This is a genomic window from Shewanella sp. GD03713, from assembly GCF_029843705.1.
Taxonomy (GTDB): domain Bacteria; phylum Pseudomonadota; class Gammaproteobacteria; order Enterobacterales; family Shewanellaceae; genus Shewanella.
This window is the reverse complement of the sequence record NZ_JAOCIW010000001.1, coordinates 4,472,266-4,494,197: the sequence shown is the minus strand read 5'-3', so window position 1 is coordinate 4,494,197 and position 21,932 is coordinate 4,472,266. Positions and strand designations below refer to the sequence as shown.

Genomic DNA, 21,932 nt, shown 5'->3' with positions numbered 1-21,932 from the left:
AAGTTTGAAATTGACTGCAGAGCGGGGTTAATTAACTCTGCAGCCGGGTTTCAATTATTTATTTAATACATAACCTAGGGCTTGAATTTTTCCGTCTGGGGTGTTTTCGAGGTAAACACCTTGTAATTCAGGGGAGAATCCGGGTAATAAGTTGATGCCTTCTTCAAGGGCTAAGAAATAACGTTGTACCGCGCCGCCCCATATTTCACCTGGTACCACACATAACACCCCAGGTGGATAAGGCAATGCACCTTCTGCGGCAATGCGTCCCTCAATTTGTGACAGTGGCACTAACTCCACTTTGCCACGGATAAACTCGAGGTTGGCTTCCTGTGGATCCATCACTTTTGTTGGGAAATGCGCTTGGCGGAACATTTCTTTTTGCAGTTGTTTTACGTCATGGCTGACATAAAGGTTGTGCATTTCTTGGCAGAGTTGGCGAATGGTATAGTCTTTATAACGGGCTTTATTGGCGTTATAGACGTTAGGTAATACTTCAGATAATGGCGCATCTTCATCGACTAATTTTTCGAAGCGAGATATTTGCGACACTAAGTGTTGCATCTTCGCCATATCTTCCGCAGGCGTCATCAGGAATAAAATCGAATTTAAGTCGCACTTCTCGGGAATAATGTTATTTTCACGTAAGAAGTTAGCCAGAATAGTTGCTGGAATACCAAACTCAGTATATTTACCGGTTTCGGCATCGATACCTGGCGTGGTTAATAGGAACTTACAAGGGTCTACGAAATATTGGCCTTTTTCGTAACCGTCGAAGGAGTGCCATTTTTGTCCGGGTTCAAACTCGAAGAAACGTAAATCATCGGCCATTTGTTCGGTTGGATAATCCTGCCATGGGCGTCCCTCGATCATGCTTGGGATAAATGGCTTGATATATTTACATTTTTTGAGCAGTAACTTGCGAGCTTCAATACCGGCTTTAACCGCCTCACGCCACAGATAACGGCCGCTGGCGCCTTCGTGCATCTTAGCGTTCACATCCAATGCGGCAAACAGCGGATAGAAGGGGCTGGTAGAGGCGTGCATCATAAAGGCGTTGTTGAAGCGTTTATGGTTGCAGTATCTGGCTTGGCCTTTGATATGTGAGTCTTTTTTGTGAATTTGCGAGGTTTGTGAGAAGCCTGCCTGCTGTTTGTGCACTGACTGAGTCACGATAATACCGGGATCTTCAGGCGTCAGTTCGAGCAGCAGAGGTGAGCAGTCATTCATCATAGGAATAAATTGCTCATAGCCAACCCAAGCTGAGTCAAACAGGATGTAATCACATAGATGTCCAATACGATCAACTACTTGGCGAGCATTGTAGATAGTGCCATCGTAGGTACCTAGCTGGATAATGGCTAAACGGAATGGACGTTGTTCATCGGCACGCTCAGGCGCAACCGCGCGGATCTGCTCCCTTAAATAAGACTCTTGGAAACAGTGGGCGTCAATACCGCCAATAAAGCCGAAGGGGTTACGGGCGGTTTCTAAATAAATCGGTGTCGCACCAGCTTGAATTAACGCGCCATGGTGGTTGGATTTATGGTTGTTACGGTCGAATAATACCAGGTCACCCTTCGCCAGCAGTGCGTTGGTCGCCACTTTATTTGAAGAAGAAGTTCCGTTAAGCACAAAGTAGGTTTTATCGGCGTTAAAGACCTTAGCCGCGTATTTTTGTGCATCCAGTGGCGCGCCTTCATGGATTAACAGATCGCCGAGTTTAACGTCGGCATTACACATATCTGAGCGGAAAATGGTTTCGCCAAAGAAATCGAAAAATTGGCGACCCACAGGATGTTTACGGAAGAATTGACCACCCTGATGGCCTGGACAGGCGAAGGTGGAGTTGCCCATTTCCACGTATTTTTTCAGTGTGCCAAAGAACGGCGGTAATAGGGCTTGCTCATATTTTTGGACGGCGGTTTCGACTTGTTTACCATAGAAATCGGTATTGCTACCGCAGAGTTCAAATACCCCAGTAATAGAAGAGCAAATATCATCTGGGAAGGTTTCTTCACAACAAACGGATACGAAAATAGGCAGTTTTAATCCGGTATTTTTAATTTTTTCAACAATACCATTTTTAACATCATCAACAGAGACTACAGCCGCGCCCACATCGCAAAAATCTGTGGTTAATACATTGACGACTTCTCTGTCTATTTCAAAACATGATCTAACAGATAAGCTAGCGGCAACTTTTAATGATTTCATCGTTAATTTCCCTTTTACTTTAAAAAGTTTTGGATACAACTTTGCCTATACCTAATTAAAAAATATTAATGGCATTAAATTAGATATGGCTATTCCGTGTGCAGATATGATGAGGCTATAAATCGTCCAAGAATAAAATAGATAGATTTATTCCGAGAGAATTATTTGGCCGCAGCTTGGCTGCACTGACTAAAGAATGCTTTGATTTAGATGCGAGATAATAAACCTGCAAAAACAGTACGATAAGTGTATGCACTTACAAGGGCAATACCACTTTAGACCTGTTAATTGGCCTACTACCTACGCGAAGATTAGCGAAGGAAGATGTATGAATGGTCGAAATAGTTGCGTTGGCTAGGCATCATGATATGTCTAGTGCGCCGGATATGTGCCATGATTTTTGATTTCCTCTTCATATACAACTCCATTATGAGATTAGAGAAAATGATTGATACGTTTTATTACGGTATGGAGTTTATCTATGTGTTATCAATAAAAATATGATCTGTGTCTTATTTTTAATTAACTGTAATTATTTATTTCACTATTTTCTATCTATTTAAATACAGTCAATCATCCTTAAGTATCATTATCTAAATAACGAAAGTAAATATTGTCAAATTAATTTAAAAATCAAAAACTGCATAAATTAATAAAGGATAAATATCTAATTTCGCTCTAATCACTGTATTAATTCATTTGGTGTTTTATAAAGTACGGCATATTTGAATAAAAATGCAGATAAAGTCTTTACAAAATCACTTGAGTGCTTAAAGATGACAAAAAGTCGACACTTTTTCTCAATTTTGAGCATTTAGGGAAGAAACTTGGCGTTTTGAGGCAGGTTTGTCACTTAAGACTGACGTAAATTAATCCTGTTACCTAAAGGAGATAAAGATGATGCATTTACATAAGTGGATAGTCGGAGTTGGCTTATTAACGGCGGCATTCGGCTCGGCGCAGGCCATGACCTTATCGAGTAAAGATATTGGTGAAGGTCAGCAATTATCGAATCAATTTGTTTTTAATGGGTTTGGCTGTAATGGTGAGAATCTTTCTCCCGAACTCACTTGGAGCGACGCCCCCAAGGGCACAAAAGCCTATGCGGTGACGGCTTATGATCCCGATGCGCCTACAGGCAGTGGTTGGTGGCACTGGGCCGTTTACAATATTAACGGCGATCAACAACAGCTAGCCCAAGGTGCGGGCTCTAAAGCCAATGCCTTACCTAAAGGAGCGATTGCGCTAAAGAATGACTTTGGCACCACCGACTTTGGTGGCGCTTGCCCGCCGCAGGGGCATGGCATGCACAGATATATATTTACTGTGTGGGCGCTAGCCTCGCCATTAGCGTTACCAAAAGAGGCTTCTCCTGCGCTATTAGGCTTTATGCTCAATGCACAGGCCCTAGGCAGCGCTAAGCTGACCGCTGTGTATCAGCGTTAATAGTGCAGGGCTGATGCATGATCCGCATGTTTGAATACGACTCTAAACTGGCGCAGTCACTTTCGCGGGTGCCAGTGCATCAGCCCTCGATTATCCGTGTGATCCAAGGGGAGAAGTCGCTGCTCTGGCAAGATGATGCTCTCGCCGTGAATGCCGAGCAGCTATTACTGTTACCCGCCGGAAGTCATATCAGCTTCATCAATCGGCCGATGAGTGGACGCTACCGAGCGGTGCAACTCCTCTTGCCCTATGAGTTGCCCTCGGGCGTTATGCTGGCGGCGACCGACAGGGTGATACCTAAACCCACGCAAACGATTTCACGCTCGGTCGATTTTGCCTGGAATGCGCTATTGCACAGCCTGACCTTGGCGCTACCCATGTCGGTGCAGATGCATTATTTAGCCGCCTTGCTGCTCAGTCTGCCGCAGCAAGCGAGCGTCAATTGGCTTTACAGTCATAAACCTGCGAATGTGAGCCAAGCTGTGCTGGGCTTATTGGGACAACATCCTTCAGCCCCATGGCAGCAAGAGGAAATCGCCGACAAATTGCATATGAGCACTGCCAGTTTAAGACGTAAACTGGCGCAGGAAGACACTAGCTTTAGGCAATTGCTCGCCGAAGTGCGTTTGTGTCAGGGCTTAACGCTGTTGCAAAACTCTACGGATTCCGTGCTGCAAATCGCACTGGCCTGCGGCTATTTATCGGCAGAAAAATTCTCGGCACGCTTTAAACAGGCCTTTGGCCTGACACCCGCCGCGTATCGCCGTACACTGTGAGCTACGTTAACCGTCATTACAAGGAGTCGACATGGCAGAAGAACAATTCACTGAGACTGGTTTTTGGAACAAAATCAAACTGTTTGGTCGCCAAGCTGGGCGTGAAGTGGTTGAGCGTGCCCTGTGGCTTTACTATGCGGCGCAAAAGCCCAATACGCCTAAGTGGGCCAAGTCGGTGATTTTTGGGGCCTTGGCTTACTTTATCTCGCCCTTGGATGCGATCCCGGATTTGACACCTTTAGTGGGCTTTACCGATGACTTGGGCGCCTTAGCGGCGGCGCTCACTATGGTTATGCTCTATATTGATGATGAGGTGAAATCCCAAGCGGCGGATAAGTTGGCGCTGTGGTTTGGCGATGAGCCCGCGGAGCCTAAGCCTTAGTCGCGAAAATGGTGGCATCTTTTAGGCTAAAAATATGATTTTATTAATGGTTAATGAATAGGCTTTACCCACGTTTTTTAAGGGTAAAAATATTTTTTGTGAAACGTTTCACTATTGGTTAATTGCGCTATATGCTAGCGCTGTTTTGTGAATCCATTGTGTGTGTTTAGGCAATTAAATGAAAAATATTATGGCGGTGATCCTGTGGTTTTTAGGAGTCTCTGCCGCCACCCCCGTGTTCGCCGATAAGGCCTCGCCAGAACAACTCGCCCGCCTGTACCTCGATTTTATGGCTCAGACCAGTCGCCAGAGTGAAGCCCTGTGGCCAGGATTTCGTCTCGACGATAAAGTGCATCTCTTCAGCTATGCAGGCAACGTTTGGTTGCGCCAACCCGGCGGTGAAATTATCCAAGACAACAGCGTGTTAGAGTCGGTTAACTTGCACTCTGGGCTGTCAATTAACTTTGGTTTTCCCCAATATCAAGGGCAAGCGGGTGTGCTTATCCAGCTCGAGTCGCCGACGATTCAATTCGATAGTACGACTAAAACCGCCGATTTACCTTTTGTGATTTGGGCTGGCAACAGTGTGCACGAAGCATTTCATTTTTATGCCCAATCCGAGTGGCGGGTGTTAGAGGATGCGCGTCGATATGAAGGCGAAGTTTATCCACTTAACCTCGATGCTCGCTATTACCGTTTACAACTGTTTAATGCCTTGATGGCGGCCTTAAAACAACCCGAGCAGCAGGCGCAGTATTTAGGCTATGCCGCTTACTGGCTACAAGTGTGGCGGCAAACGGCGCCTAACGAAGATAAAGTCAGTTATGTGAATGACTTAGTCGAAGGCAGCGCCAGATATGTCGAGTTAATCGCGGGGGCGCGCTTCTTAAGTCAAAACCAGTCCTATCTCGGCTATCAGCAAATCCTGCTGCAGTACGTGCAGGATTATTATCAACAGCAGCAAATGCTTGGCGGCTGGACCGCCGAGGCTGAGAATATTGGCGCGCTGGCTGGCATATTGCTCGATAGCACTCAAGATGCCTATGTGTGGAAGGAGTCAGTGATGTCGGGCATGTTGCCCGTGGATTTACTGCTGAGCCGAATCAAGCCGATTACTCCGCCCGTTGCCCAGAATATGGCGCAGAAGAAACGGCTGCAGGACATGCTGGCCTACTATCCGGCGACGGAGCAAAAACTGACCCAGTTACTTAAGGATGTGCAGGACCCGAAAGTACCGTTATTGGTGATGCCGAGTGTGAGCGATAGCAGCAGTTTTATCGACGTGGGTGAGGTGCGCTCCGGGTTTTATGTGGTGCCCTATCAAGAAGACATGACCCAAGCCTATTTAGGTATGAGTTCACAATTCAGTAACTTAAATGTGAGTGGCAGTCCGTTGCTGGATGTGCCCTTACAGAATTATTGTGAGGGCATTGAAGCCGCAACTCTGTTACCTTTGGGGTTCACCTTTCAGCGCGAAGGTCAGTATTTGGTGTTCAATGAGCCGGAAATCCATGGCACCATCCGGGTTTCTGCAAGTGTTGTTGAGGGAAGAACCCTCTACTGTGCGATGAATTAATATGAGAAAAAATCAGCTCGAATTTACCTACATGCGCGGCATCGCGATTATTTTTATCGTGCTTGGCCACAGTATTTATAACTCTGGGGAAGGGTTTCCTTTATTGCTGGAAAATTTACTCAGGGGGGGCACGGCGTTGTTCGTGTTTATCTCTGGCTATTTTTTCCATCGGATTTTTTATAAGGACTTCGATTACGGCAAGTTTATGAAGAATAAAGTGCAAAACGTACTTTATCCTTTCTTGATCGTCTCTGCCGTTGGCTTGTTCTTCTTGTGTTTACGTTGGTTTTTCTTGGAACATCAGTCGCTTGATAAGCTACTGTTGAGCGTTTTCTATACCGTGCGTAACGGCTATATCCTGTATCCGCACTGGTATATCCCTTTTATCATGGCGGTGTTTTTATTCTCGCCAGTGTTTTTGTGGTTTATCCGCTGCTCGCAGCAGATGCGTTGGACCCTATTCGTGCTGAGTTGTGTGGTGGCGATTCTGCTCCACCGACCCATAGGTAACGTCAACTTTATCCACTCGGTGGTGTATTTTATGCCTTTCTATTTGATTGGTATTTTATATTCCCAAGATGAACATATTGTGACGCGCTATGGCTCGATTTTCAGTGCGTTAGCAGTGATCTTCCTGATTGTGAGTCTGGTCGAGCAAAGCTACATAGTGCAGCACATTGGTAACTACCATAAGGCGCCGTTTGAATATAACGGTATCGACTGGCAGTTTATCCAAAAGCTGAGTCTGTGTGTGCTAGTGCTTAACTTCTGTGATTGGTTGTCGAAACGCAGCCGCATCCCTTGGTTAGTGGAAACCGCCGAGATGAGCTTTGCAATTTTCTTCATCCACCCGTTATTCGACATGTTGTTTAATACGGTCGCCACTGTGTTGCGTTATCGCTTACCGCCAGGGTCTTGGGTCACTAGCATCCTGTTCTCGGCGGCGATTTTTACCTTCCTGATGGTGGGCAGTATTATCACGGCTCGCTTTATCAAAAAACGTTTAGGCAACCGTTCACGTCTGTATATCGGTTGGTAACGCCTCTAAGCTAAACAGGGGAATTAAGTTTAAATTTATTCCCCTGTGTTAGCGTGTTTTTCATCGAATTTTCCATGGAAAACATAATGAAAACTATCACCCTACCACGCCTTGGAATCGTCGGCCTTATGATGGCGACGCCGGCATTTGCCTATGCGGCGACCGAACCAGCACTTACCATAGCGCAAGAGACTTTCTTCAATCAATTAGCATCCCATTGCGGTAAAGCCTTTGCGGGTAAAGTAGTGTCAACGGACAGTGCCGATGCGGCTTTTCGTGATAAAGCGCTGGTGATGCATGTGCGCGAATGCAGTGACACTGAGCTGAAAATCCCCTTTCATGTGGGTGATGACCACTCCCGTACTTGGGTGATCACGAAAACGGCTCAGGGCTTAAGGTTAAAGCATGATCACCGCCATCAAGACGGGACGGAAGATAAAGTGACTATGTATGGCGGCGATACGGCGAGTGTCGGCAGCAGCCAAAAGCAGTCATTCCCCATCGATCAGGCATCGATTGATAACTTTATGCAAAACGGCCTGGCTCAGTCAGTTACCAATGTGTGGCATATGGAGGTTACGCCAAGTACCTTCAGCTACCTGCTGACCCGCGAGAATCGACATTTCCAAGTGGATTTTGATTTGAGCCAACCGCAACCTTTACCGCCAGCCCCTTGGGGACATGAGTAAGCACCATCGAGGATAAAAGAAAACCTCCTAACCCTGTGGGATAGGAGGTTTTTTTATGGGGACGACACGACTAAAGCTTAGTTGCCTCTGGGCTCGAAGGAGAAGGATTGTCCCGCCAGTGCGGCTTCAAACATTAATCCTCCCTTGGCAACGGTAAATACCGCCATACCATTGATATAGGCAGCAGTTGCCGATTGATTGCCACCCGCTTGGCCTGCGCCTGCCGAGTTACCTGTGGTGCCCGCTTTAGCGTTAGCGCCCATGTTAATCGCAACGGCCGAGGCTTGGGCATCGAACTCAAAACTGCCACTGGTGAACTCGTTGTAGGATTTGGCATCCTTAAAGAAGATGATTTCACTGTAGGCTTGTCCGCCTAGCTGAAAACCAATGGAGAGCTGGGTCAGGCTAGAGTCTCCCATATATTGACCCGCTTGAAAGACGCGACCTTTGCCGTAGGCGGCGCCAATACCAATTCCGCCTTTACCGACCGTAGGGAAGAGGGCATAACCATAGGCGGTATCAAAAAATTTGCGGGTTTCCTTTGCTTGGTGAAAATTATTTAAAGCCTCGGTGTAGCTATCGTCGGCCTGCGCTACGGGTGCCATAAAGCTGGCAATCAGGCAGGTTGATGCGGCGATAAGGGATAAAAATGATTTCATGGCGTTCCTCCTTCATTCTTCGGTTCCATCAGACTACCCTTTGTTTTAACAAATGACAGCCTAAAGCTGCATTTGTGTCAGCTCGGGTTCAGTTTATTCAGTGTGGCATATTGCCAGTTTTGATTACCAAGTGCTGATTTAGTTCTGTGGCTTTGGGGGCGTATCGGTCGATTTTTCTTTGTGATCGGTCGATTCCTGCTGCAGTTGTTGCAGGAATTCAAACTCTTCTGGCGTGAGTATCTCAGAAGATTGAGGCTCTGCCTTTGGCTGCGGGGCCGACATATGTCCCCTGAGATAGGCGGTGCGGGTGATCTGCTTGAGGCCATAAGCCGCCAGCAGGTAAAAGCTTAGCAGCAGGCTTAAGCGTGGCAGCGCATGGGATAGGGTCGAGAGTGAATCCCCAAGATAAAAGGGGAGCACTACCACAAATACCCTTAACAACCAGTTAAATAGCATGGCTAAGGTCAGGCCGAACAACCAGCGGAAACGGATCAGCTTTAAGGTTTGCTGCGGTGCATCGTTATTCTGTTGCTGGCGCAGTTTATGCCGTTGGAACAGTCGCCAAAGCGCAACAAAATAGGTTGCCGTTTGGATAAACAGCAGTAGCGGTAAGGCGAGGCTCCAATGGCTGAAATCGATATCTTGCCGATATTTAAAGAATTCCGCCTGAAACCAAATCGCATTTTTGTGTAGATTCAACCGCACCGCGATATCAATCATGGCCAAGCATAGGGTGAGTAGTGCTGGCCAATAATGCCGCGAAAAGCCAATGGGTGAGGTGTTTTGCTCTAGACTGCGTTTGCAGTAGAGGTAGAGCAGCGGCATGAGTAAGAAGTAAATCGGGGTGATCAGGTTAAATAACACATGGATAGGGATAGGCGTGTTATCGCGGTTGAGCATGCCCGTCAGGAAGTACAAGCCGATAAGACTCAAGAAGCCAGCAAGCAGTTTTTGGTTATTGTTTGAGTGGTAGAAGTAGCGAATATAAATAGCTAGCGCGAGGCAATGTAAGCCACCAAATAGGGATAACCACCAATAGGCTTGAGCAAAAAACGTATTAAATTCGTTCATTTTAAGCACCTCGACGCCTTGTTATAACAGGGAATTTCGAGGTGCAAAAGTGTTACTAAAGGTTTTTCTGTGAAATTGCGATGCGTTGATGGCGATTAGATGCCGCCTCAGGTACAGATGCGGGTACTGGCTGACGCTCTGCCAGTAAGTGTTTGATTGCGCGAATGGGATGCGGTAACAGCATTCGTGGGCCAGCGAAAATCATGATCTCTTTGACCTGCGCCTTTTGCGCCGGTTTATAGCAGTGCACAGGGCACTTATTGCAGGTGGGTTTATCTTGTCCGTAGGGGCAGCGATCGAGGCGAACGGCGGCATACTCTAGCAGCGCTAAACATTCTTCACACAGGCCGGATGCCGTTTGGCCTTGGTGCTTAGCTTTGCAATAGATCTTCGCCATCGCGCTAATGGTTTCATGTTCGTAGCGCAGTTTACCTGTGAGTAGTGCCGCTGAGTCCATGGGAATACCTTAGTCTGTTACTCGGATAATCCCATCATAAGCAGCGGCGCGGGCTTGTTCAAAATTGAAGTGTCAATTTATGAAGGTGCGCACAAAATGAGACTTTAAATATGCATCACCTTATCGGCGGCCAGCGTCCAGCGAGTGAGATCCTGTAAAGTGCCAATTTCGGCACCTTCGAGCAACATCTCGGGGTTAACACCCCGCGCTTGGGCGCAGGTTTTACAGAGTAAAATCGGGACTTGCTGAGCGCTTAGGATCTCAAACATCTGTTGTAGGTTGTAACTGAGGTCTGGAGTCGTTTGATGCTTAAGGGCGCCAAACACCGCATCTGACATTAAAAAGATTTTTAAATCAACTTGTTGCTCGGTTTGGTCCTTCAGCGCCAACGCGATACGTAGGCTATTGAAGAGCTTTTCAGTGCCATAGGGGCTGGCGTGGGCAACGATCAGAATGTTTTGCATTAGGCTTTCCTTAATTTTTGCAAATGGTCATAAACCCTAACAGTCTAGCCGAATTGCGCCTATCGATTTGCGTGCAAGATCGGATAAAACGGCATAAATACTTGATTTACACAGACACTATGGACTTTAATAGCGGTTAATCTCTGCTCAACTTTTGGACAGAATCCCTTGCCAGCTTCAGGTTATTGAGTCGCCCTGGCAAGCCAACTGCAATCGCTTCTGATGGGAAGCAGCCATTAAAGGTGAAGAAGAATGAAGGTCGTTGTCGTTTTTATACTGATCGCTATCGGAGTGTTTTTATTTCGTCGTGCCCAGCGCTTGGCGAAGGAAGAACAAGAAGCAATGATGGCGAAGAAATCAACCGAAAAGACAAGGGATACAAGCGCTTCGCCCGATGAGGCTGAACCTACGCCTGACATTGCTCCTGCTGCGGCGAACGAGTCAGCAGCTGCTTCTGAGGCTAAAGCACCCGAAGTTGAATTAATGCCAAGGGACGTTGAGCCGGCGAGTCGGGTCGAGATAAGCGAAGATATTATCGATGTCGACCTCCCAGCCGCTAGTAATGAAAAGAGTGTGATTATCCTTGCCGATGTCCATTCTGCCGATGCCGATAAAGACTCTGCAATCCCTAAGGATGAAGCTCCGGTCACCCAGGCGAGTGAGGCCCAAGAAGAGCCGGTAGTCGTCGACACCCCAGTTAAGGCTAAAGAAAGCGCCGAGAGTTCGCCTGAGGTGGCAAGCACTCGTTTGGCAAAAGACGAACCACTTGCAGCACTAAGTTCATGGGCGAATGTGACCCTGCAACGCGCAGTAGAAGAATACCAAAGTGCAGAGACGGCGCAGGCGCGCTATAACGCGTTACAAAACGTGATTGCCGAGTGCTACAAGCAGCGAAAATCGCCCGAATATTTAACCTATGGTGCAGCGCTGCATGGGTTGTATCTTGCGTTATTCCACAGTGTGAATGCCGAAAAGTCCAAAGATCTTGAGCTTAAAACCCCTGGTTTTATGCAGCTTGCGACCTTGTTAAACGATACCCAAGACTTTGATAAAGCGATTGCACTCTGCCAAGAGGCGATCAAATTTGGTTTAACCGATGGCACAGTCACGGGATTTGAAGGGCGAATTAGCCGTATAGAGAAGGCGCAGGCGAAAGCGGCAACGGCCTAAGGTCGTTGTCTGCTTGCGATTGTAGGATTCTAGCCTTTGGCGCTCCAACGCGATTAACACTGCGCTTGAGATACCCTTAGCCGAAAAGCGGTTATTTAACCGAGTAAAGCCGTGTAGAATCTTGATACTTACCGCGCAAAAGGCGAACTAAGGTTCGCTTTTTTTATGGGCTATTTTTATGAAGTGTGTTGCGAGCTGTTTTAACCGAATCGGCAAAATGAAATTATCCTTGGCCATCTTGTTTGCCAGCCTCAGCCTTGGCTTGAGTGGTTGCACTAAAACCCCAGAATGGACGTTATTCTATTATCCTACGGCGACCTCACTGCCAACGACGCCATTACAAACCGATGATATCAATGGTTATTACGACACTCTCGAACAATGCCAACGCAAAGCCCAAGGGTTACAACGCTTAACGGGATCGGGAGTGAGCGGCTTCGAGGCCAGCGGCGCCGGCGTCTATCAATGCGGCCTGCAGTGCGAGTTTAACGACAAGTCCGTGCTCATGTGTAAGCAGCTCGTTCAATAGGGAAAGCATTGATGAAGTTTAAACAGGATTTTTTTACCCAGTTGCCTGAGTTTTACGCTCAAGTCTATCCACAGGGGATAAGCAATCCCCATTGGCTGGCGTGGAGCGAGGATGCCGCCAAGTTAATCGACTTACAGCAGCCGACGGATGCCTTATTGCAGGGATTATCGGGTAACGCGGCCGTTGAGGGCGCAAGTTATTATGCGCAGGTGTACAGTGGCCATCAGTTTGGTGGCTATACGCCTAGATTAGGCGATGGTCGCTCGATTATTTTGGGTGAGGCATTAGGTCCCCAAGGCGCTTGGGATGTAGCACTCAAAGGCGGCGGGCCGACGCCCTATTCTCGCCATGGCGATGGCAGAGCCGTGATGCGCTCTGCGGTGCGGGAGTTCCTTGTCTCCGAAGCACTGCATCATTTAGGTGTGCCGACGACTCGAGCCCTGGCGGTAATCGGCTCTGATATGCCCGTCTGGCGTGAGAGCCAAGAAACCGCAGCCATTACCGTACGTTTGGCGCGCAGCCATATCCGTTTTGGTCATTTCGAATTTTTCTGCCATAGCGAGCGTGGCCAAGCCGATAAGCTCACGCAGTTACTCAACTTTACCTTGAGGCAGCATTATCCACATTTGAGCTGCGATCTGGCGGGCTATAAAGCCTGGTTTTTGCAGGTGGTGCAAGATACCGCTAAGCTCATCGCCCATTGGCAGGCTATCGGCTTTGCCCACGGGGTGATGAATACCGACAATATGTCGATTCTGGGAGACAGTTTCGATTTTGGCCCGTTTGCCTTCCTCGATACCTTTCAAGAAGACTTTATTTGCAATCATTCCGATCCAGAAGGGCGTTACGCCTTTGGTCAGCAGCCCGGCATTGGCCTGTGGAACCTGCAACGTTTAGCGCAGGCGTTGACGCCTGTGATCCCATCCGATGATCTAATTGCCGCCTTGAATCAATATCAACATGCTCTAGTGCAGCATTATTTGATGCTGATGCGCGCTAAGTTAGGGCTCGCTGCACGAGCGGATTCGACAGCCGAGCAGGATCAGCTGGACTTAGAACTGATTGGCCGCTTTACCGTGCTGATGGAGAAAAATCAGCTGGATTACAGCAACACCTGGCGCCGCTTCGGTCAGCTTGACCCTAGCAGTGTGCACTCTTCGCTGCGGGATGATTTTATCGACCTCAAGGACTTTGATGCTTGGTATCAGACCTATCAGGCGCGGCTGGGTAAAGTTGCCGATGTTGAGGCATGGCAACAGGCGCGTAATAGCGTCAATCCCAAGTACATTCTGCGCAACTATTTGGCTCAAGAGGCCATTATTGCCGTGGAGGAGGGAAATCTTTCGCCGCTAGAGCGTTTGCATCAAGTATTGCGCCAGCCGTTTGCCGAACAAGTTGAGCATGAAGATCTGGCCAAACGTCCACCCGATTGGGGACAAGGGCTGATTATGTCGTGCAGCAGTTGATGGAAGTAAAGATGAAATTAGACGCCATTCAGTTAGATAGAGCCGCGTTAAGCTTAAGTGTGAGCGGCGATATCGATTTTGACCATTTCGAGGCCTTTGCCGAACCATTAGCCCATGCCTTAGACTGCCGAGTGCGCGAGCGCCAATGGGGCGCGGATCGCCATCAATGGCTATTGGAGTTTGAGGGCACCTCGCTTTGGCTCAATTATGAGTTTTACGGCAATATCTGTTGGCTGAGTGTGGAACGTGAGGCCGATTTTGAGGTGCTGGAATACCTTGCCACACTGTTAAAGTCCTATGTATGAGAGAGTCGCAATGAGCCAAGATAAGTTAGCCCCATCTCAGGGTGTCGTTGATGATGCGCATTCGGGCGCAGCCTTTGACTTTCAAGCTTTAACGCCGGATTTGATTTTAGATGCGATCGAGAGTCTTGGGGTGTATCCAGAGACAGGCCTACTCGCGCTCAATAGCTACGAAAACCGCGTGTATCAATTTCGCAGCGATGAAGGGCAACGCTATGTGGTGAAGTTTTATCGCCCCGATCGTTGGACCGATGCGCAGATCCAAGAAGAACACAACTATGCCATCGCGCTTGCCGAGCAGGAAATCCCAATGGCGGTGCCCGCATCTGTGCAAGGGCAGACCTTACATCATTTCCATGGCTTTCGGTTTGCACTGTTTCCCTCCATCGGCGGTCGTCCCTTCGAGGTGGATAATTTAGAGCAGTTGGAATTTGTCGGGCGTTTTATCGGTCGTATACACCAGTACGGTGTTCAGTCGACGTTTAAGGCCCGTGAGCCACTGAATCCCCAGATCTTAGGCGATGAACCTTTAGCTTGGTTAAAGCAGTCAGATCTCGTACCAAACACACTGCGCCCCGCGTTTTTTACCGTGGTAGAGCAAGTGCTGGCGAAGGTGAATCAGCTTTGGGCGCAACAATCCTTTACGCCTATTCGTCTGCATGGGGATTTACACCCGGGGAATATTCTTTGGACACCCGATGGGCCTGGGTTTGTGGATTTAGACGATGCCCGCATGGGACCGGCTATTCAAGATTTATGGATGATGCTGACGGGCGATAGAGCGCAGCAGCAACTGCAACTCGAGGTATTACTCGAGGCCTATGAAGAGTTTTGTGAGTTCGATACTCGGCAGTTGGCGTTGATTGAACCCTTACGCGCATTACGGATGGTGCACTATAACGCTTGGATTGGCAGGCGTTGGCAGGATCCTGCTTTCCCTATGCATTTCCCCTGGTTTGGGGATGAAAAGTATTGGGAGCAGCAGATCTTGGCTTTTAAGGAGCAACTCGCGGCACTCGATGAACCGCCGCTGAGCCTGATCCCCTACTAAATGTGTGAACAGGGTGGAATTACGCACCTCTTAGCCCAAACCGATTGAACTCTCGGCTTGAGTTACACTCAAAAAATGAAATATGTTAGGCTCCAGCTAGTTTTGAAAATTGATTTAAGGAAAATTCATGAAAAAAGCATTACTTATGGTGGCAGCGCTGTTATTGGCTCCATTAACTGTATCGGCAGTTGAGTACAAAGAAGGCGTACACTACACAGTGATTAACGACGGCCCAGCGACAGCTAAGCCTGAAATCACCGAGTTTTTCTCTTTCTATTGCCCACATTGCTTCAACTTCTCTAAAACTGTGGTGCCTAAAATTTTGGCTGAGAAGCCAGAAGGTGTGGCATTCAACCAAGCCCACGTTGACTTTATCGGTAAGGAAATGGGCGTAGAAATGTCACGCGCCTTTGCCGTTGCACACCAATTGAACGTGGACGAGAAAATGGATGCGGCTCTATTTTCTGCCATCCATGAGAAGAAACAGCACTTCACTAACCGTGATGACGTGCGCGCCTTGTTCGTGGCTAACGGCGTAGACGGCAAGGCCTTCGATGCGGCCGCTGACTCTTTTATGGTGAAAGCGCAGATGGCGAAGATGAAGCGTGATACCGAAAACGCGAAGATTTCTGGTGTGCCTGCCTTGGTGGTGAATGGCAAGTACCGCGTCGAAACCGGTGCAATCAAGTCTTACGATGAACTGTTAGATATCGCTTACTACTTAGCCAAGAAACAGTAATGATCACCAGATTGCCGTCGTTTTATCATCATTTTGTAATCTAACTGATTGATACTGCGAGCATAAAATTAAAGGAGCCTAGCGCTCCTTTTTTATTGGCTGAAGCTCGAGCCCTTGGGTGTGACAGTTAAACTCGCCGCTTGCGGACTTAGGTGTTTGGCAAAAAAAGAGTAAAAAAAACCGTACTTCCGATAATCGGAAAGTACGGACTTGAGCCAGAGGGCTCATTTTTACCCTGAGTAACCTAGCTAATTTAACGGCGCGTCAAAATAATGTCAATGGTCAATTTTTTGACGTTTGTTTATTGTAAAATAAACTGAACTGATTATTTAATTAAATCATTTGGTTAAGCTGTTTGGATTGTAAATCTTGAAAAAAATCTATCAGAGATGAAACTCAATAGGTAATGCTTCTGTCAAACAACTGTAATCAATAACAACAAGAATGCATGTAGGGGGTTGTATGAGAGTTTTCCCTGTATACGCACCGAAGCTTATTGCAAAGCATGCGCGTATTTTTCTCACTGGCGTGATATGGGTTAAAGATCTTGGTCGATTAGAATTTGAAAAGGGGCGTTTTTTATTGCCAAGAAAAAGCCTGCCAAAAGTGAAGCAGGCTATCTTAGAGCTGAACGAACTGATTGAATCGCAGAATCATCAAACTAAAACAGCTTAGATTTCACTATTGAGCAGGCCAACAAGTCCAGTGACTTTGTCGTTCCAAGAAGCGAGTTCTTGTTGCAGTTGTTGGTTTTGCTCAGATAATTGTTGATTTTGCTCATTCAAGGTCGACGTCTTTTGCTTCTCTTCCTCTAGCTCCATTTTTAGAAGCTCGATGGTTTCGAGTGTAGCCTGGATCTTGGTTTCCAGTTTGGACAGTAATTCAAGGCTCATCTGGAGAGTCCTATAGTTTCTGGATGGGACTGTGATTCTAGCAGTGCCAAGAGCATAAGGAATAGCAGTCTTTTTCGTTTGGTTAAAAAATGCCCGATAACCGCGTGCGAATTTAAGTTTTTTTGCATTTGTTACTAACTCGTTAGTATTCTTGGGTTTATTTATTATCGGAAAGGCCCATGTCGCCGAATCTGCTTGCGATACTTCCCCTGTTATTAACCCTAGTGTTAGCCCTTTGGCTGCGGCGTACCTTAGTGGCGCTAGGTGTCGGTATCCTCTCGGGCGCCTTAATCATTGCCCAGTTCGATATAGTGCAAAGCTTGGGCTATCTGCTGGAGATAGGCGCTAAGCAGTTTTACAACCAAGGCGCTTGGCAGTGGTGGCATTTAAACGTGCTAATGGCCATGTTACTGCTGGGCAGCATGACGCAGCTCCTCGCCAGAAGCGGTGCGGTAGAGCAATTTGGTGATTGGCTATATCGACGTATTCGCACGGGACGACAGGCGCGTATTGGGGTGGTGCTGTTGGGTTGGCTGGTCTTTATCGACGGTATTTTTAGTTGCCTCGCCGTGGGGCATGTGTGCCAACCTTTGAGCCAGCGTTATGGCATCCGGCAGACACAGCTGGCCTATTTAGTCGACTCTAATGCGTCGCCGCTATGTTCACTCTTGCCTTTTTCTAGCTGGGGGCCCTATGTGATGGCGCTGCTGGCGGGACTCAGCTTTTTACCCGTATCCGCCCTTGAAGCCTTTATCGACGTCGCCTTATCCAATTTTTATGCGATAACCACCTTAGGCTTGTCGCTGATTGTTGCTTGGTTTGGGATGGGGTTTCACCCCATCGAGAAGGCGCTATTGGCGGCTGAACCCGTTGAGCCAAGTTTATCGCCTTCAAAGGGGAATCCTTGGCTGCTTGCGATCCCTATGCTGACCTTACTGGGCGCCTCAGTCGGTTTAACTCTCTGGTCTGGCGCGCAGCAGGTGCCATCATGGGATATTTCGGCCTGGTTAGCCAAGGCCGATATTGGCGCTGCGATGCGTGATGCCTGTCTGTTATCGACCTTAGTGACTCTAGTGTTGTTGGTGTTGCCGGGCCGAAGCATAGGGAAACTGCTGGCGGATTTGGCGCATGGGGTGAGGATGATTGCCTTTGCCATCGCGATTTTACTCTGTACTTGGATGATAGGCGCGGTGATCCAAGATCTGGGCGTGGCGAGTTTGTTGGCGAGTTGGGCTAAATTGTATTTATCCCCGAGTCTGCTGGTGGCGGGGATGTTCCTGCTCTGCGCTATCATGGCCTTTGCTACCGGCTCAAGCTGGGGCACCTTTGCGATTATGATCCCCATCGGCGGGGAAATTGCCCATAATATGGATGCTAGCTTGCTGTTACCTGCATTGAGTGCGGTGATGGCGGGCTCGGTGTTTGGCGATCATTGCTCACCGATTTCCGATACTAGCGTGTTGAGCGCGACGAGCTCAGGCTGCTTACCCCATGACCATGTGGTGACTCAACTGCCCTTTGCGTTAATCGGGGCGGGTGCGGCATTAGTGGGATTTCAGTTAGTCAACTTATCCGTTGCAACCCTATTCGTGTGGTGCGGGGTCATAGGTACTGCGCTTGGGTTATTGGCCTTAATGACACGCTTTTATCCACCTTGGGTGAGCGCACGTTCGCAGACAAACTGAGCCTTTCGGGTTAGAATGCCCGCAGAATTAACCATTTGATTTAAGAGATTATCCCTATGAGCATTACCCGTTTAGATGTTGGTACACGTATGAGCAGCATAGTGATCCACCAAGGCACAGTGTACTTATGTGGCCAAGTGGCAAAGGACAAGTATCAAAACATCACCGAACAAACGACGACTATGCTAGAGGAAGTCGACACCCTGTTAGCGCAGGCGGGCAGTTCTCGGGAGCACTTGTTGTCAGCCACTATCTATTTAAAAGATATGAATGACTACGATGCCATGAATGCCGTTTGGGATGCTTGGGTGCCACAGGGTCATGCGCCAGCCCGTGCCTGTGTGCAGGCGGCGATTGCCGAGCCAGAATACCTGGTTGAAATTTCTGTGATTGCCGCAGTCGCTAAGGCGTAACTCGCTATCTTATCTCAGTAAGTAGTAAAGCTAAGTTGAACTTGGCTTTACTCGTCCTCAACCATTGCAGCCTCAAATGATGCTGCACATCTATCGTGACAAAGTGACGCAACGCAACCTTCAATTAGAACGCGATCTTTAGTTATAACAATCGCTTCAGTTAGAAATAGCGGGCTAAGTTTGCCGGAATATTGGGGCTGTGCGAGGGATACTGCGCCAGCAAGCCTTGGAAAATGGCCTCAATATCCAGCGTTGGTAAACTTTGCTCTATGATGCTCGCAGTCCAAGGTGCGTGGAGCTTGAGTTGATGATAATCCTCAGTTTCGACAAACCGTGCCAACGAATAACGGCTGCCGCCTAATCCGTGTCCCCAACCTTCGCTGACGTCAAAGGGGGAATCGAGCCGCTTGCTATCAAACTCCACCAAGTAGGGGGACTGACCGTGGTGACCTCCAGCCCAATCGCCTAATTCCAGTAACAGTATCATCCTTGTCATTTATTTATGCTCCTTTACTACCAGCTCGCAATCATAACACGGCCAAAACTGGCATGGGGATCCGTGGGCGTGATGGCGATAATGCTATCTAGCCGCAGTGTTTGCTGGCCAGCTTGATGTTCGACGACCAGCCATTCGGTCTTATCGGCGTGGGTCTGGGTCGTAATTGCCCGTGCTTGGCATAGGCTGCCGTCCTGCAGCTCAATGTCGAGGCGATAGCCGTGCATACAAGCTAGCTCAAGGTAGTCGTAGTGGGATTTTGTAGTCAGACATCATCTTTCCTCTGGTGTGAATGATTTGGATGCGATTCAAGGTCTTCTTCTCTATTGAGGGAGGAGAAATTATGAAACGCATCCTATTAGCGAGTATTTTTTTCTGGCAGCTGTTGCAACCCGTGCTTGCTCAAACCTTGGCACCTTTTGAAGCGCAGAGTACCGTGGCTCGCCCCTATATTATCGAACTTTATACGTCACAGGGCTGCAGTAGTTGCCCGCCCGCTGAAGCTTGGTTAGCTGAGCAATTTAATAAGACCGACCTATGGCAGAAATATTTTCCGTTAGCCTTTCATGTGACCTATTGGGATTACCTCGGGTGGAAGGATATTTTTGGCCAAAGGGCTTTCAGTGAGCGCCAATATCAGCATTTAAACCAAAAGCATACGCGGCAAGTGTATACGCCACAGTTTGTGATTAATGCTAAGGAGTGGCGTGGTTGGTTCTCGGGTGAGTTAAACGGGATATTTGCTATGCCTCAGCCTGAGGTCGGTGTGCTTAAGGTGCGCATCGCCAATCAGCAACTTGAGGCGAGTTTTGCACCGCAGCCCAGTTGGGCGCAGGATAAAGACTTACATCAAGCGCGTTTGCACTTGGCCTTGGTCGGTTCGGGGTTCACGACTGAGATAAAGCGCGGCGAGAATCGCCATAAACAATTACCCCATGATTTTGTGGTGCTGAGTTTGCAATCTTTGCCCGCAAGTACTGTGCTTACGGGGGGCACAGACCCCGCGCTGCAGTTTACCCAACCCCTCAATGCCATTCCCGCATCAGCGTTTAACGCGCCCCGTCTGGCGTGGGTGGTCTGGTTAACGCTAAATGAAGAACCCATACAAGCCGTGGGCGGTTGGCTTGAGGCGCTGCGGGGTGAAATCCAAAGTCAATAAGGGGAGGTGAATGAGGCGATTTACCCTAACGGCAAGTTGTTAAGACATCTTTTTAACAGCTTATTTTATCGGCTAAGACTTTTAGATGAATCTCACCTATTGACTTTATTCCTGCCGCTACCTAGTCTGCTTGTTCAGTAATCAAGGTGGTATGCGATGGAAATAAAATACGATTTAAAACCTGCGTCCGAACGCCGTACTGAGCAATTCAAGCCCGAAGGAAATGTGGGCTTCGGTAGCCTCAGAACCGATCATATGTTTTTAATGGATTATCGCGATGGTGAATGGCGCGATCCACGTATTGTGCCCTACGGTCCGTTTGAAATGGCACCGGGTGCGATGGCCCTGCATTATGGTCAGTCAATCTTCGAAGGCGCCAAGGCCTTTATGCATGAAGATGGCGAAATTTACACTTTCCGTATCAACAAAAACGCTGAGCGTATGAATCGCTCTGCGGATATTGTCTGTATTCCTAATATCGATGAGCAGATGCAAATCGATGCGATCAACGCCTTGATCGACGTAGACCGTCTCTGGTTCCCAATGCAAGAAGGTGCCTGTTTATACATTCGCCCCTTTATTTTTGCGACCGAAGATCGTCTGTCTGTGAGTCCTAGTACGCGCTACACCTTCTGCGTGGTGTTAAGCCCAAGTGGTGCTTACTACGCGGCGGGTGTGAATAAAGGCATTCGTCTGCTGATCAGCAAGACTTACCATCGCGCCGTGTCGGGTGGTACTGGTGCCTCTAAAGCGGCGGGTAACTATGCCGCCTCATTACGTGCTGGTAAGGCTGCCGCGCAGTTTGGTGCATCACAGGTGTTGTATTTAGATGCGAACAATCAACAGATTGAAGAAGCGGGCGCCATGAACCACTTCCACATTCTGAAAGACGGCACAGTGATTATTCCAACCTTCACCGATACCATCTTAAAATCCATTACCTCGCAATCCATTATGGAGCTGGGTGAGTTACTCGGCTGCGAAGTGCGCCAAGAGACTGTTATGCTGGATAAGTTTATCGCCGATATCGAATCCGGTGAGATTATCGAAGCGGGTGGTTTTGGTACGGCTGCCGTAGTGTCTGCTGTCGGTTCCTATATTTTTGAAGATGGCCGAGTGGTGACCGTGGGCAACGGTGAGGTGGGTGAGCATATTCAGCGCATCTACAAGCTCTATACCGATATCCAGAAAGGCCATGTTCAAGGCCCTGATGGTTGGGTGAAACGTGTTGAGCGTGTAGCACCTTAATCGTG

Annotated in this window: 24 protein-coding genes and 1 pseudogene; 17 read left to right on the top strand and 8 right to left on the bottom strand. The window is 48.2% G+C overall.

The features are described 5' to 3' along the window. Nucleotides 1–54 precede the first annotated feature (54 nt). Nucleotides 55–2,217 (bottom strand): ornithine decarboxylase SpeF, encoded by a 2,163-nt coding sequence (gene speF, locus N5E87_RS19665; RefSeq protein ID WP_279775773.1) that lies wholly within the window; start codon nucleotides 2,215–2,217, stop codon nucleotides 55–57. An 897-nt stretch (nucleotides 2,218–3,114) separates the two neighbouring features. Here speF and N5E87_RS19660 point away from each other — a divergent pair. The 6 genes from N5E87_RS19660 (at nucleotide 3,115) to N5E87_RS19635 (ending at nucleotide 8,125) form a co-directional block, all read left to right on the top strand. Next, a complete protein-coding gene (locus N5E87_RS19660; RefSeq protein ID WP_086903014.1) occupies nucleotides 3,115–3,663 on the top strand; it encodes a YbhB/YbcL family Raf kinase inhibitor-like protein in 549 nt (182 codons plus the stop codon). 17 nt (nucleotides 3,664–3,680) lie between these two features. After that, entirely contained in the window at nucleotides 3,681–4,439 is a 759-nt protein-coding gene (locus tag N5E87_RS19655; protein ID WP_086903015.1) for an AraC family transcriptional regulator, read from the top strand. A gap of 31 nt (nucleotides 4,440–4,470) precedes the next feature. Continuing rightward, nucleotides 4,471–4,821: a YkvA family protein gene (locus N5E87_RS19650; protein ID WP_011718601.1), complete on the top strand. Its 351-nt coding sequence runs from the start codon at nucleotides 4,471–4,473 to the stop codon at nucleotides 4,819–4,821. Nucleotides 4,822–4,999: 178 nt separating this feature from the next. Then, entirely contained in the window at nucleotides 5,000–6,397 is a 1,398-nt protein-coding gene (locus tag N5E87_RS19645) for a hypothetical protein (RefSeq protein WP_086903016.1), read from the top strand. Nucleotide 6,398: 1 nt separating this feature from the next. Further along, the gene (locus N5E87_RS19640) at nucleotides 6,399–7,436 is read left to right on the top strand and encodes an acyltransferase (protein WP_086903017.1); all 1,038 of its coding nucleotides are present in this window, start codon (nucleotides 6,399–6,401) and stop codon (nucleotides 7,434–7,436) included. A gap of 74 nt (nucleotides 7,437–7,510) precedes the next feature. Further along, nucleotides 7,511–8,125 carry a hypothetical protein gene (locus tag N5E87_RS19635; RefSeq protein WP_176370302.1) on the top strand — a complete coding sequence of 205 codons (615 nt, stop codon included), beginning with the start codon at nucleotides 7,511–7,513 and terminating at the stop codon, nucleotides 8,123–8,125. A gap of 77 nt (nucleotides 8,126–8,202) precedes the next feature. Here the strand turns inward: N5E87_RS19635 and N5E87_RS19630 are convergent, their stop codons facing one another. The 4 genes from N5E87_RS19630 to N5E87_RS19615 all read right to left on the bottom strand — a co-directional run bounded on the left by N5E87_RS19630 (nucleotide 8,203) and on the right by N5E87_RS19615 (nucleotide 10,776). Continuing rightward, nucleotides 8,203–8,784, bottom strand: a complete 582-nt coding sequence (locus N5E87_RS19630; protein ID WP_086903019.1) for a lipid-binding SYLF domain-containing protein — start codon at nucleotides 8,782–8,784, stop codon at nucleotides 8,203–8,205. A 138-nt stretch (nucleotides 8,785–8,922) separates the two neighbouring features. After that, nucleotides 8,923–9,855, bottom strand: coding sequence for a hypothetical protein (locus tag N5E87_RS19625; protein ID WP_086903020.1), 933 nt, complete (start codon nucleotides 9,853–9,855; stop codon nucleotides 8,923–8,925). 55 nt (nucleotides 9,856–9,910) lie between these two features. Beyond that, the gene (locus N5E87_RS19620) at nucleotides 9,911–10,312 is read right to left on the bottom strand and encodes a nitrous oxide-stimulated promoter family protein (RefSeq protein ID WP_011718580.1); all 402 of its coding nucleotides are present in this window, start codon (nucleotides 10,310–10,312) and stop codon (nucleotides 9,911–9,913) included. Nucleotides 10,313–10,416: 104 nt separating this feature from the next. After that, nucleotides 10,417–10,776 carry a DsrE family protein gene (locus tag N5E87_RS19615; protein ID WP_086903021.1) on the bottom strand — a complete coding sequence of 120 codons (360 nt, stop codon included), beginning with the start codon at nucleotides 10,774–10,776 and terminating at the stop codon, nucleotides 10,417–10,419. Between the two features lie 252 nt (nucleotides 10,777–11,028). Between N5E87_RS19615 and N5E87_RS19610 the strand changes: the two genes are divergently transcribed. From N5E87_RS19610 to N5E87_RS19580, 7 genes are all read left to right on the top strand, one after another. Continuing rightward, nucleotides 11,029–11,946 carry a hypothetical protein gene (locus N5E87_RS19610; protein ID WP_086903022.1) on the top strand — a complete coding sequence of 306 codons (918 nt, stop codon included), beginning with the start codon at nucleotides 11,029–11,031 and terminating at the stop codon, nucleotides 11,944–11,946. Nucleotides 11,947–12,163: 217 nt separating this feature from the next. Further along, entirely contained in the window at nucleotides 12,164–12,475 is a 312-nt protein-coding gene (locus N5E87_RS19605) for a hypothetical protein (protein WP_176370303.1), read from the top strand. Nucleotides 12,476–12,486: 11 nt separating this feature from the next. Continuing rightward, complete coding sequence (locus N5E87_RS19600; RefSeq protein ID WP_086903024.1) at nucleotides 12,487–13,941, top strand: protein adenylyltransferase SelO; 1,455 nt, start codon at nucleotides 12,487–12,489, stop codon at nucleotides 13,939–13,941. An 11-nt stretch (nucleotides 13,942–13,952) separates the two neighbouring features. Beyond that, nucleotides 13,953–14,246: a DUF3630 family protein gene (locus N5E87_RS19595; protein ID WP_086903025.1), complete on the top strand. Its 294-nt coding sequence runs from the start codon at nucleotides 13,953–13,955 to the stop codon at nucleotides 14,244–14,246. A gap of 10 nt (nucleotides 14,247–14,256) precedes the next feature. Then, nucleotides 14,257–15,294, top strand: a complete 1,038-nt coding sequence (locus N5E87_RS19590) for a serine/threonine protein kinase (RefSeq protein WP_086903026.1) — start codon at nucleotides 14,257–14,259, stop codon at nucleotides 15,292–15,294. A 127-nt stretch (nucleotides 15,295–15,421) separates the two neighbouring features. Next, a complete protein-coding gene (locus N5E87_RS19585; protein WP_086903027.1) occupies nucleotides 15,422–16,033 on the top strand; it encodes a thiol:disulfide interchange protein DsbA/DsbL in 612 nt (203 codons plus the stop codon). Between the two features lie 462 nt (nucleotides 16,034–16,495). Next, the gene (locus tag N5E87_RS19580; protein WP_011624366.1) at nucleotides 16,496–16,708 is read left to right on the top strand and encodes a DUF1107 domain-containing protein; all 213 of its coding nucleotides are present in this window, start codon (nucleotides 16,496–16,498) and stop codon (nucleotides 16,706–16,708) included. Here N5E87_RS19580 and N5E87_RS19575 read toward each other — a convergent pair. Beyond that, nucleotides 16,705–16,926, bottom strand: a complete 222-nt coding sequence (locus tag N5E87_RS19575) for a cell division protein ZapB (RefSeq protein ID WP_086903028.1) — start codon at nucleotides 16,924–16,926, stop codon at nucleotides 16,705–16,707. The two genes, N5E87_RS19580 and N5E87_RS19575, sit on opposite strands and share 4 nt — an antisense overlap. A 179-nt stretch (nucleotides 16,927–17,105) precedes the next feature. On the opposite strand from N5E87_RS19575, the gene N5E87_RS19570 reads away from it, so the two are divergent. Continuing rightward, entirely contained in the window at nucleotides 17,106–18,611 is a 1,506-nt protein-coding gene (locus tag N5E87_RS19570; protein WP_279775771.1) for a Na+/H+ antiporter NhaC family protein, read from the top strand. A gap of 56 nt (nucleotides 18,612–18,667) precedes the next feature. Beyond that, nucleotides 18,668–19,024, top strand: coding sequence for a RidA family protein (locus tag N5E87_RS19565; RefSeq protein ID WP_220054082.1), 357 nt, complete (start codon nucleotides 18,668–18,670; stop codon nucleotides 19,022–19,024). A gap of 160 nt (nucleotides 19,025–19,184) precedes the next feature. Here N5E87_RS19565 and N5E87_RS19560 read toward each other — a convergent pair whose 3' ends face one another. Beyond that, nucleotides 19,185–19,520 (bottom strand): hypothetical protein, encoded by a 336-nt coding sequence (locus tag N5E87_RS19560; RefSeq protein WP_279775770.1) that lies wholly within the window; start codon nucleotides 19,518–19,520, stop codon nucleotides 19,185–19,187. Between the two features lie 17 nt (nucleotides 19,521–19,537). After that, nucleotides 19,538–19,793 (bottom strand): annotated as a pseudogene (locus N5E87_RS19555) (Rho-binding antiterminator). A gap of 70 nt (nucleotides 19,794–19,863) precedes the next feature. Here N5E87_RS19555 and N5E87_RS19550 point away from each other — a divergent pair. Together N5E87_RS19550 and N5E87_RS19545 are read left to right on the top strand one after the other, a co-directional pair. Further along, complete coding sequence (locus tag N5E87_RS19550) at nucleotides 19,864–20,679, top strand: DUF1223 domain-containing protein (protein WP_279775769.1); 816 nt, start codon at nucleotides 19,864–19,866, stop codon at nucleotides 20,677–20,679. A gap of 156 nt (nucleotides 20,680–20,835) precedes the next feature. Further along, complete coding sequence (locus N5E87_RS19545) at nucleotides 20,836–21,927, top strand: branched-chain amino acid aminotransferase (protein ID WP_088212265.1); 1,092 nt, start codon at nucleotides 20,836–20,838, stop codon at nucleotides 21,925–21,927. Nucleotides 21,928–21,932: the final 5 nt, after the last annotated feature.

Excerpts from the sequence above, each read along its gene's own strand:
- speF (WP_279775773.1), bottom strand. The coding sequence starts at position 2,217 with ATGAAATCATTAAAAGTTGCCGCTAGCTTATCTGTTAGATCATGTTTT.
- N5E87_RS19660 (WP_086903014.1), top strand. The coding sequence starts at position 3,115 with ATGATGCATTTACATAAGTGGATAGTCGGAGTTGGCTTATTAACGGCG.
- N5E87_RS19655 (WP_086903015.1), top strand. The coding sequence starts at position 3,681 with ATGATCCGCATGTTTGAATACGACTCTAAACTGGCGCAGTCACTTTCG.
- N5E87_RS19650 (WP_011718601.1), top strand. The coding sequence starts at position 4,471 with ATGGCAGAAGAACAATTCACTGAGACTGGTTTTTGGAACAAAATCAAA.
- N5E87_RS19645 (WP_086903016.1), top strand. The coding sequence starts at position 5,000 with ATGAAAAATATTATGGCGGTGATCCTGTGGTTTTTAGGAGTCTCTGCC.
- N5E87_RS19640 (WP_086903017.1), top strand. The coding sequence starts at position 6,399 with ATGAGAAAAAATCAGCTCGAATTTACCTACATGCGCGGCATCGCGATT.
- N5E87_RS19635 (WP_176370302.1), top strand. The coding sequence starts at position 7,511 with ATGGAAAACATAATGAAAACTATCACCCTACCACGCCTTGGAATCGTC.
- N5E87_RS19630 (WP_086903019.1), bottom strand. The coding sequence starts at position 8,784 with ATGAAATCATTTTTATCCCTTATCGCCGCATCAACCTGCCTGATTGCC.
- N5E87_RS19625 (WP_086903020.1), bottom strand. The coding sequence starts at position 9,855 with ATGAACGAATTTAATACGTTTTTTGCTCAAGCCTATTGGTGGTTATCC.
- N5E87_RS19620 (WP_011718580.1), bottom strand. The coding sequence starts at position 10,312 with ATGGACTCAGCGGCACTACTCACAGGTAAACTGCGCTACGAACATGAA.
- N5E87_RS19615 (WP_086903021.1), bottom strand. The coding sequence starts at position 10,776 with ATGCAAAACATTCTGATCGTTGCCCACGCCAGCCCCTATGGCACTGAA.
- N5E87_RS19610 (WP_086903022.1), top strand. The coding sequence starts at position 11,029 with ATGAAGGTCGTTGTCGTTTTTATACTGATCGCTATCGGAGTGTTTTTA.
- N5E87_RS19605 (WP_176370303.1), top strand. The coding sequence starts at position 12,164 with ATGAAATTATCCTTGGCCATCTTGTTTGCCAGCCTCAGCCTTGGCTTG.
- N5E87_RS19600 (WP_086903024.1), top strand. The coding sequence starts at position 12,487 with ATGAAGTTTAAACAGGATTTTTTTACCCAGTTGCCTGAGTTTTACGCT.
- N5E87_RS19595 (WP_086903025.1), top strand. The coding sequence starts at position 13,953 with ATGAAATTAGACGCCATTCAGTTAGATAGAGCCGCGTTAAGCTTAAGT.
- N5E87_RS19590 (WP_086903026.1), top strand. The coding sequence starts at position 14,257 with ATGAGCCAAGATAAGTTAGCCCCATCTCAGGGTGTCGTTGATGATGCG.
- N5E87_RS19585 (WP_086903027.1), top strand. The coding sequence starts at position 15,422 with ATGAAAAAAGCATTACTTATGGTGGCAGCGCTGTTATTGGCTCCATTA.
- N5E87_RS19580 (WP_011624366.1), top strand. The coding sequence starts at position 16,496 with ATGAGAGTTTTCCCTGTATACGCACCGAAGCTTATTGCAAAGCATGCG.
- N5E87_RS19575 (WP_086903028.1), bottom strand. The coding sequence starts at position 16,926 with ATGAGCCTTGAATTACTGTCCAAACTGGAAACCAAGATCCAGGCTACA.
- N5E87_RS19570 (WP_279775771.1), top strand. The coding sequence starts at position 17,106 with ATGTCGCCGAATCTGCTTGCGATACTTCCCCTGTTATTAACCCTAGTG.
- N5E87_RS19565 (WP_220054082.1), top strand. The coding sequence starts at position 18,668 with ATGAGCATTACCCGTTTAGATGTTGGTACACGTATGAGCAGCATAGTG.
- N5E87_RS19560 (WP_279775770.1), bottom strand. The coding sequence starts at position 19,520 with ATGACAAGGATGATACTGTTACTGGAATTAGGCGATTGGGCTGGAGGT.
- N5E87_RS19550 (WP_279775769.1), top strand. The coding sequence starts at position 19,864 with ATGAAACGCATCCTATTAGCGAGTATTTTTTTCTGGCAGCTGTTGCAA.
- N5E87_RS19545 (WP_088212265.1), top strand. The coding sequence starts at position 20,836 with ATGGAAATAAAATACGATTTAAAACCTGCGTCCGAACGCCGTACTGAG.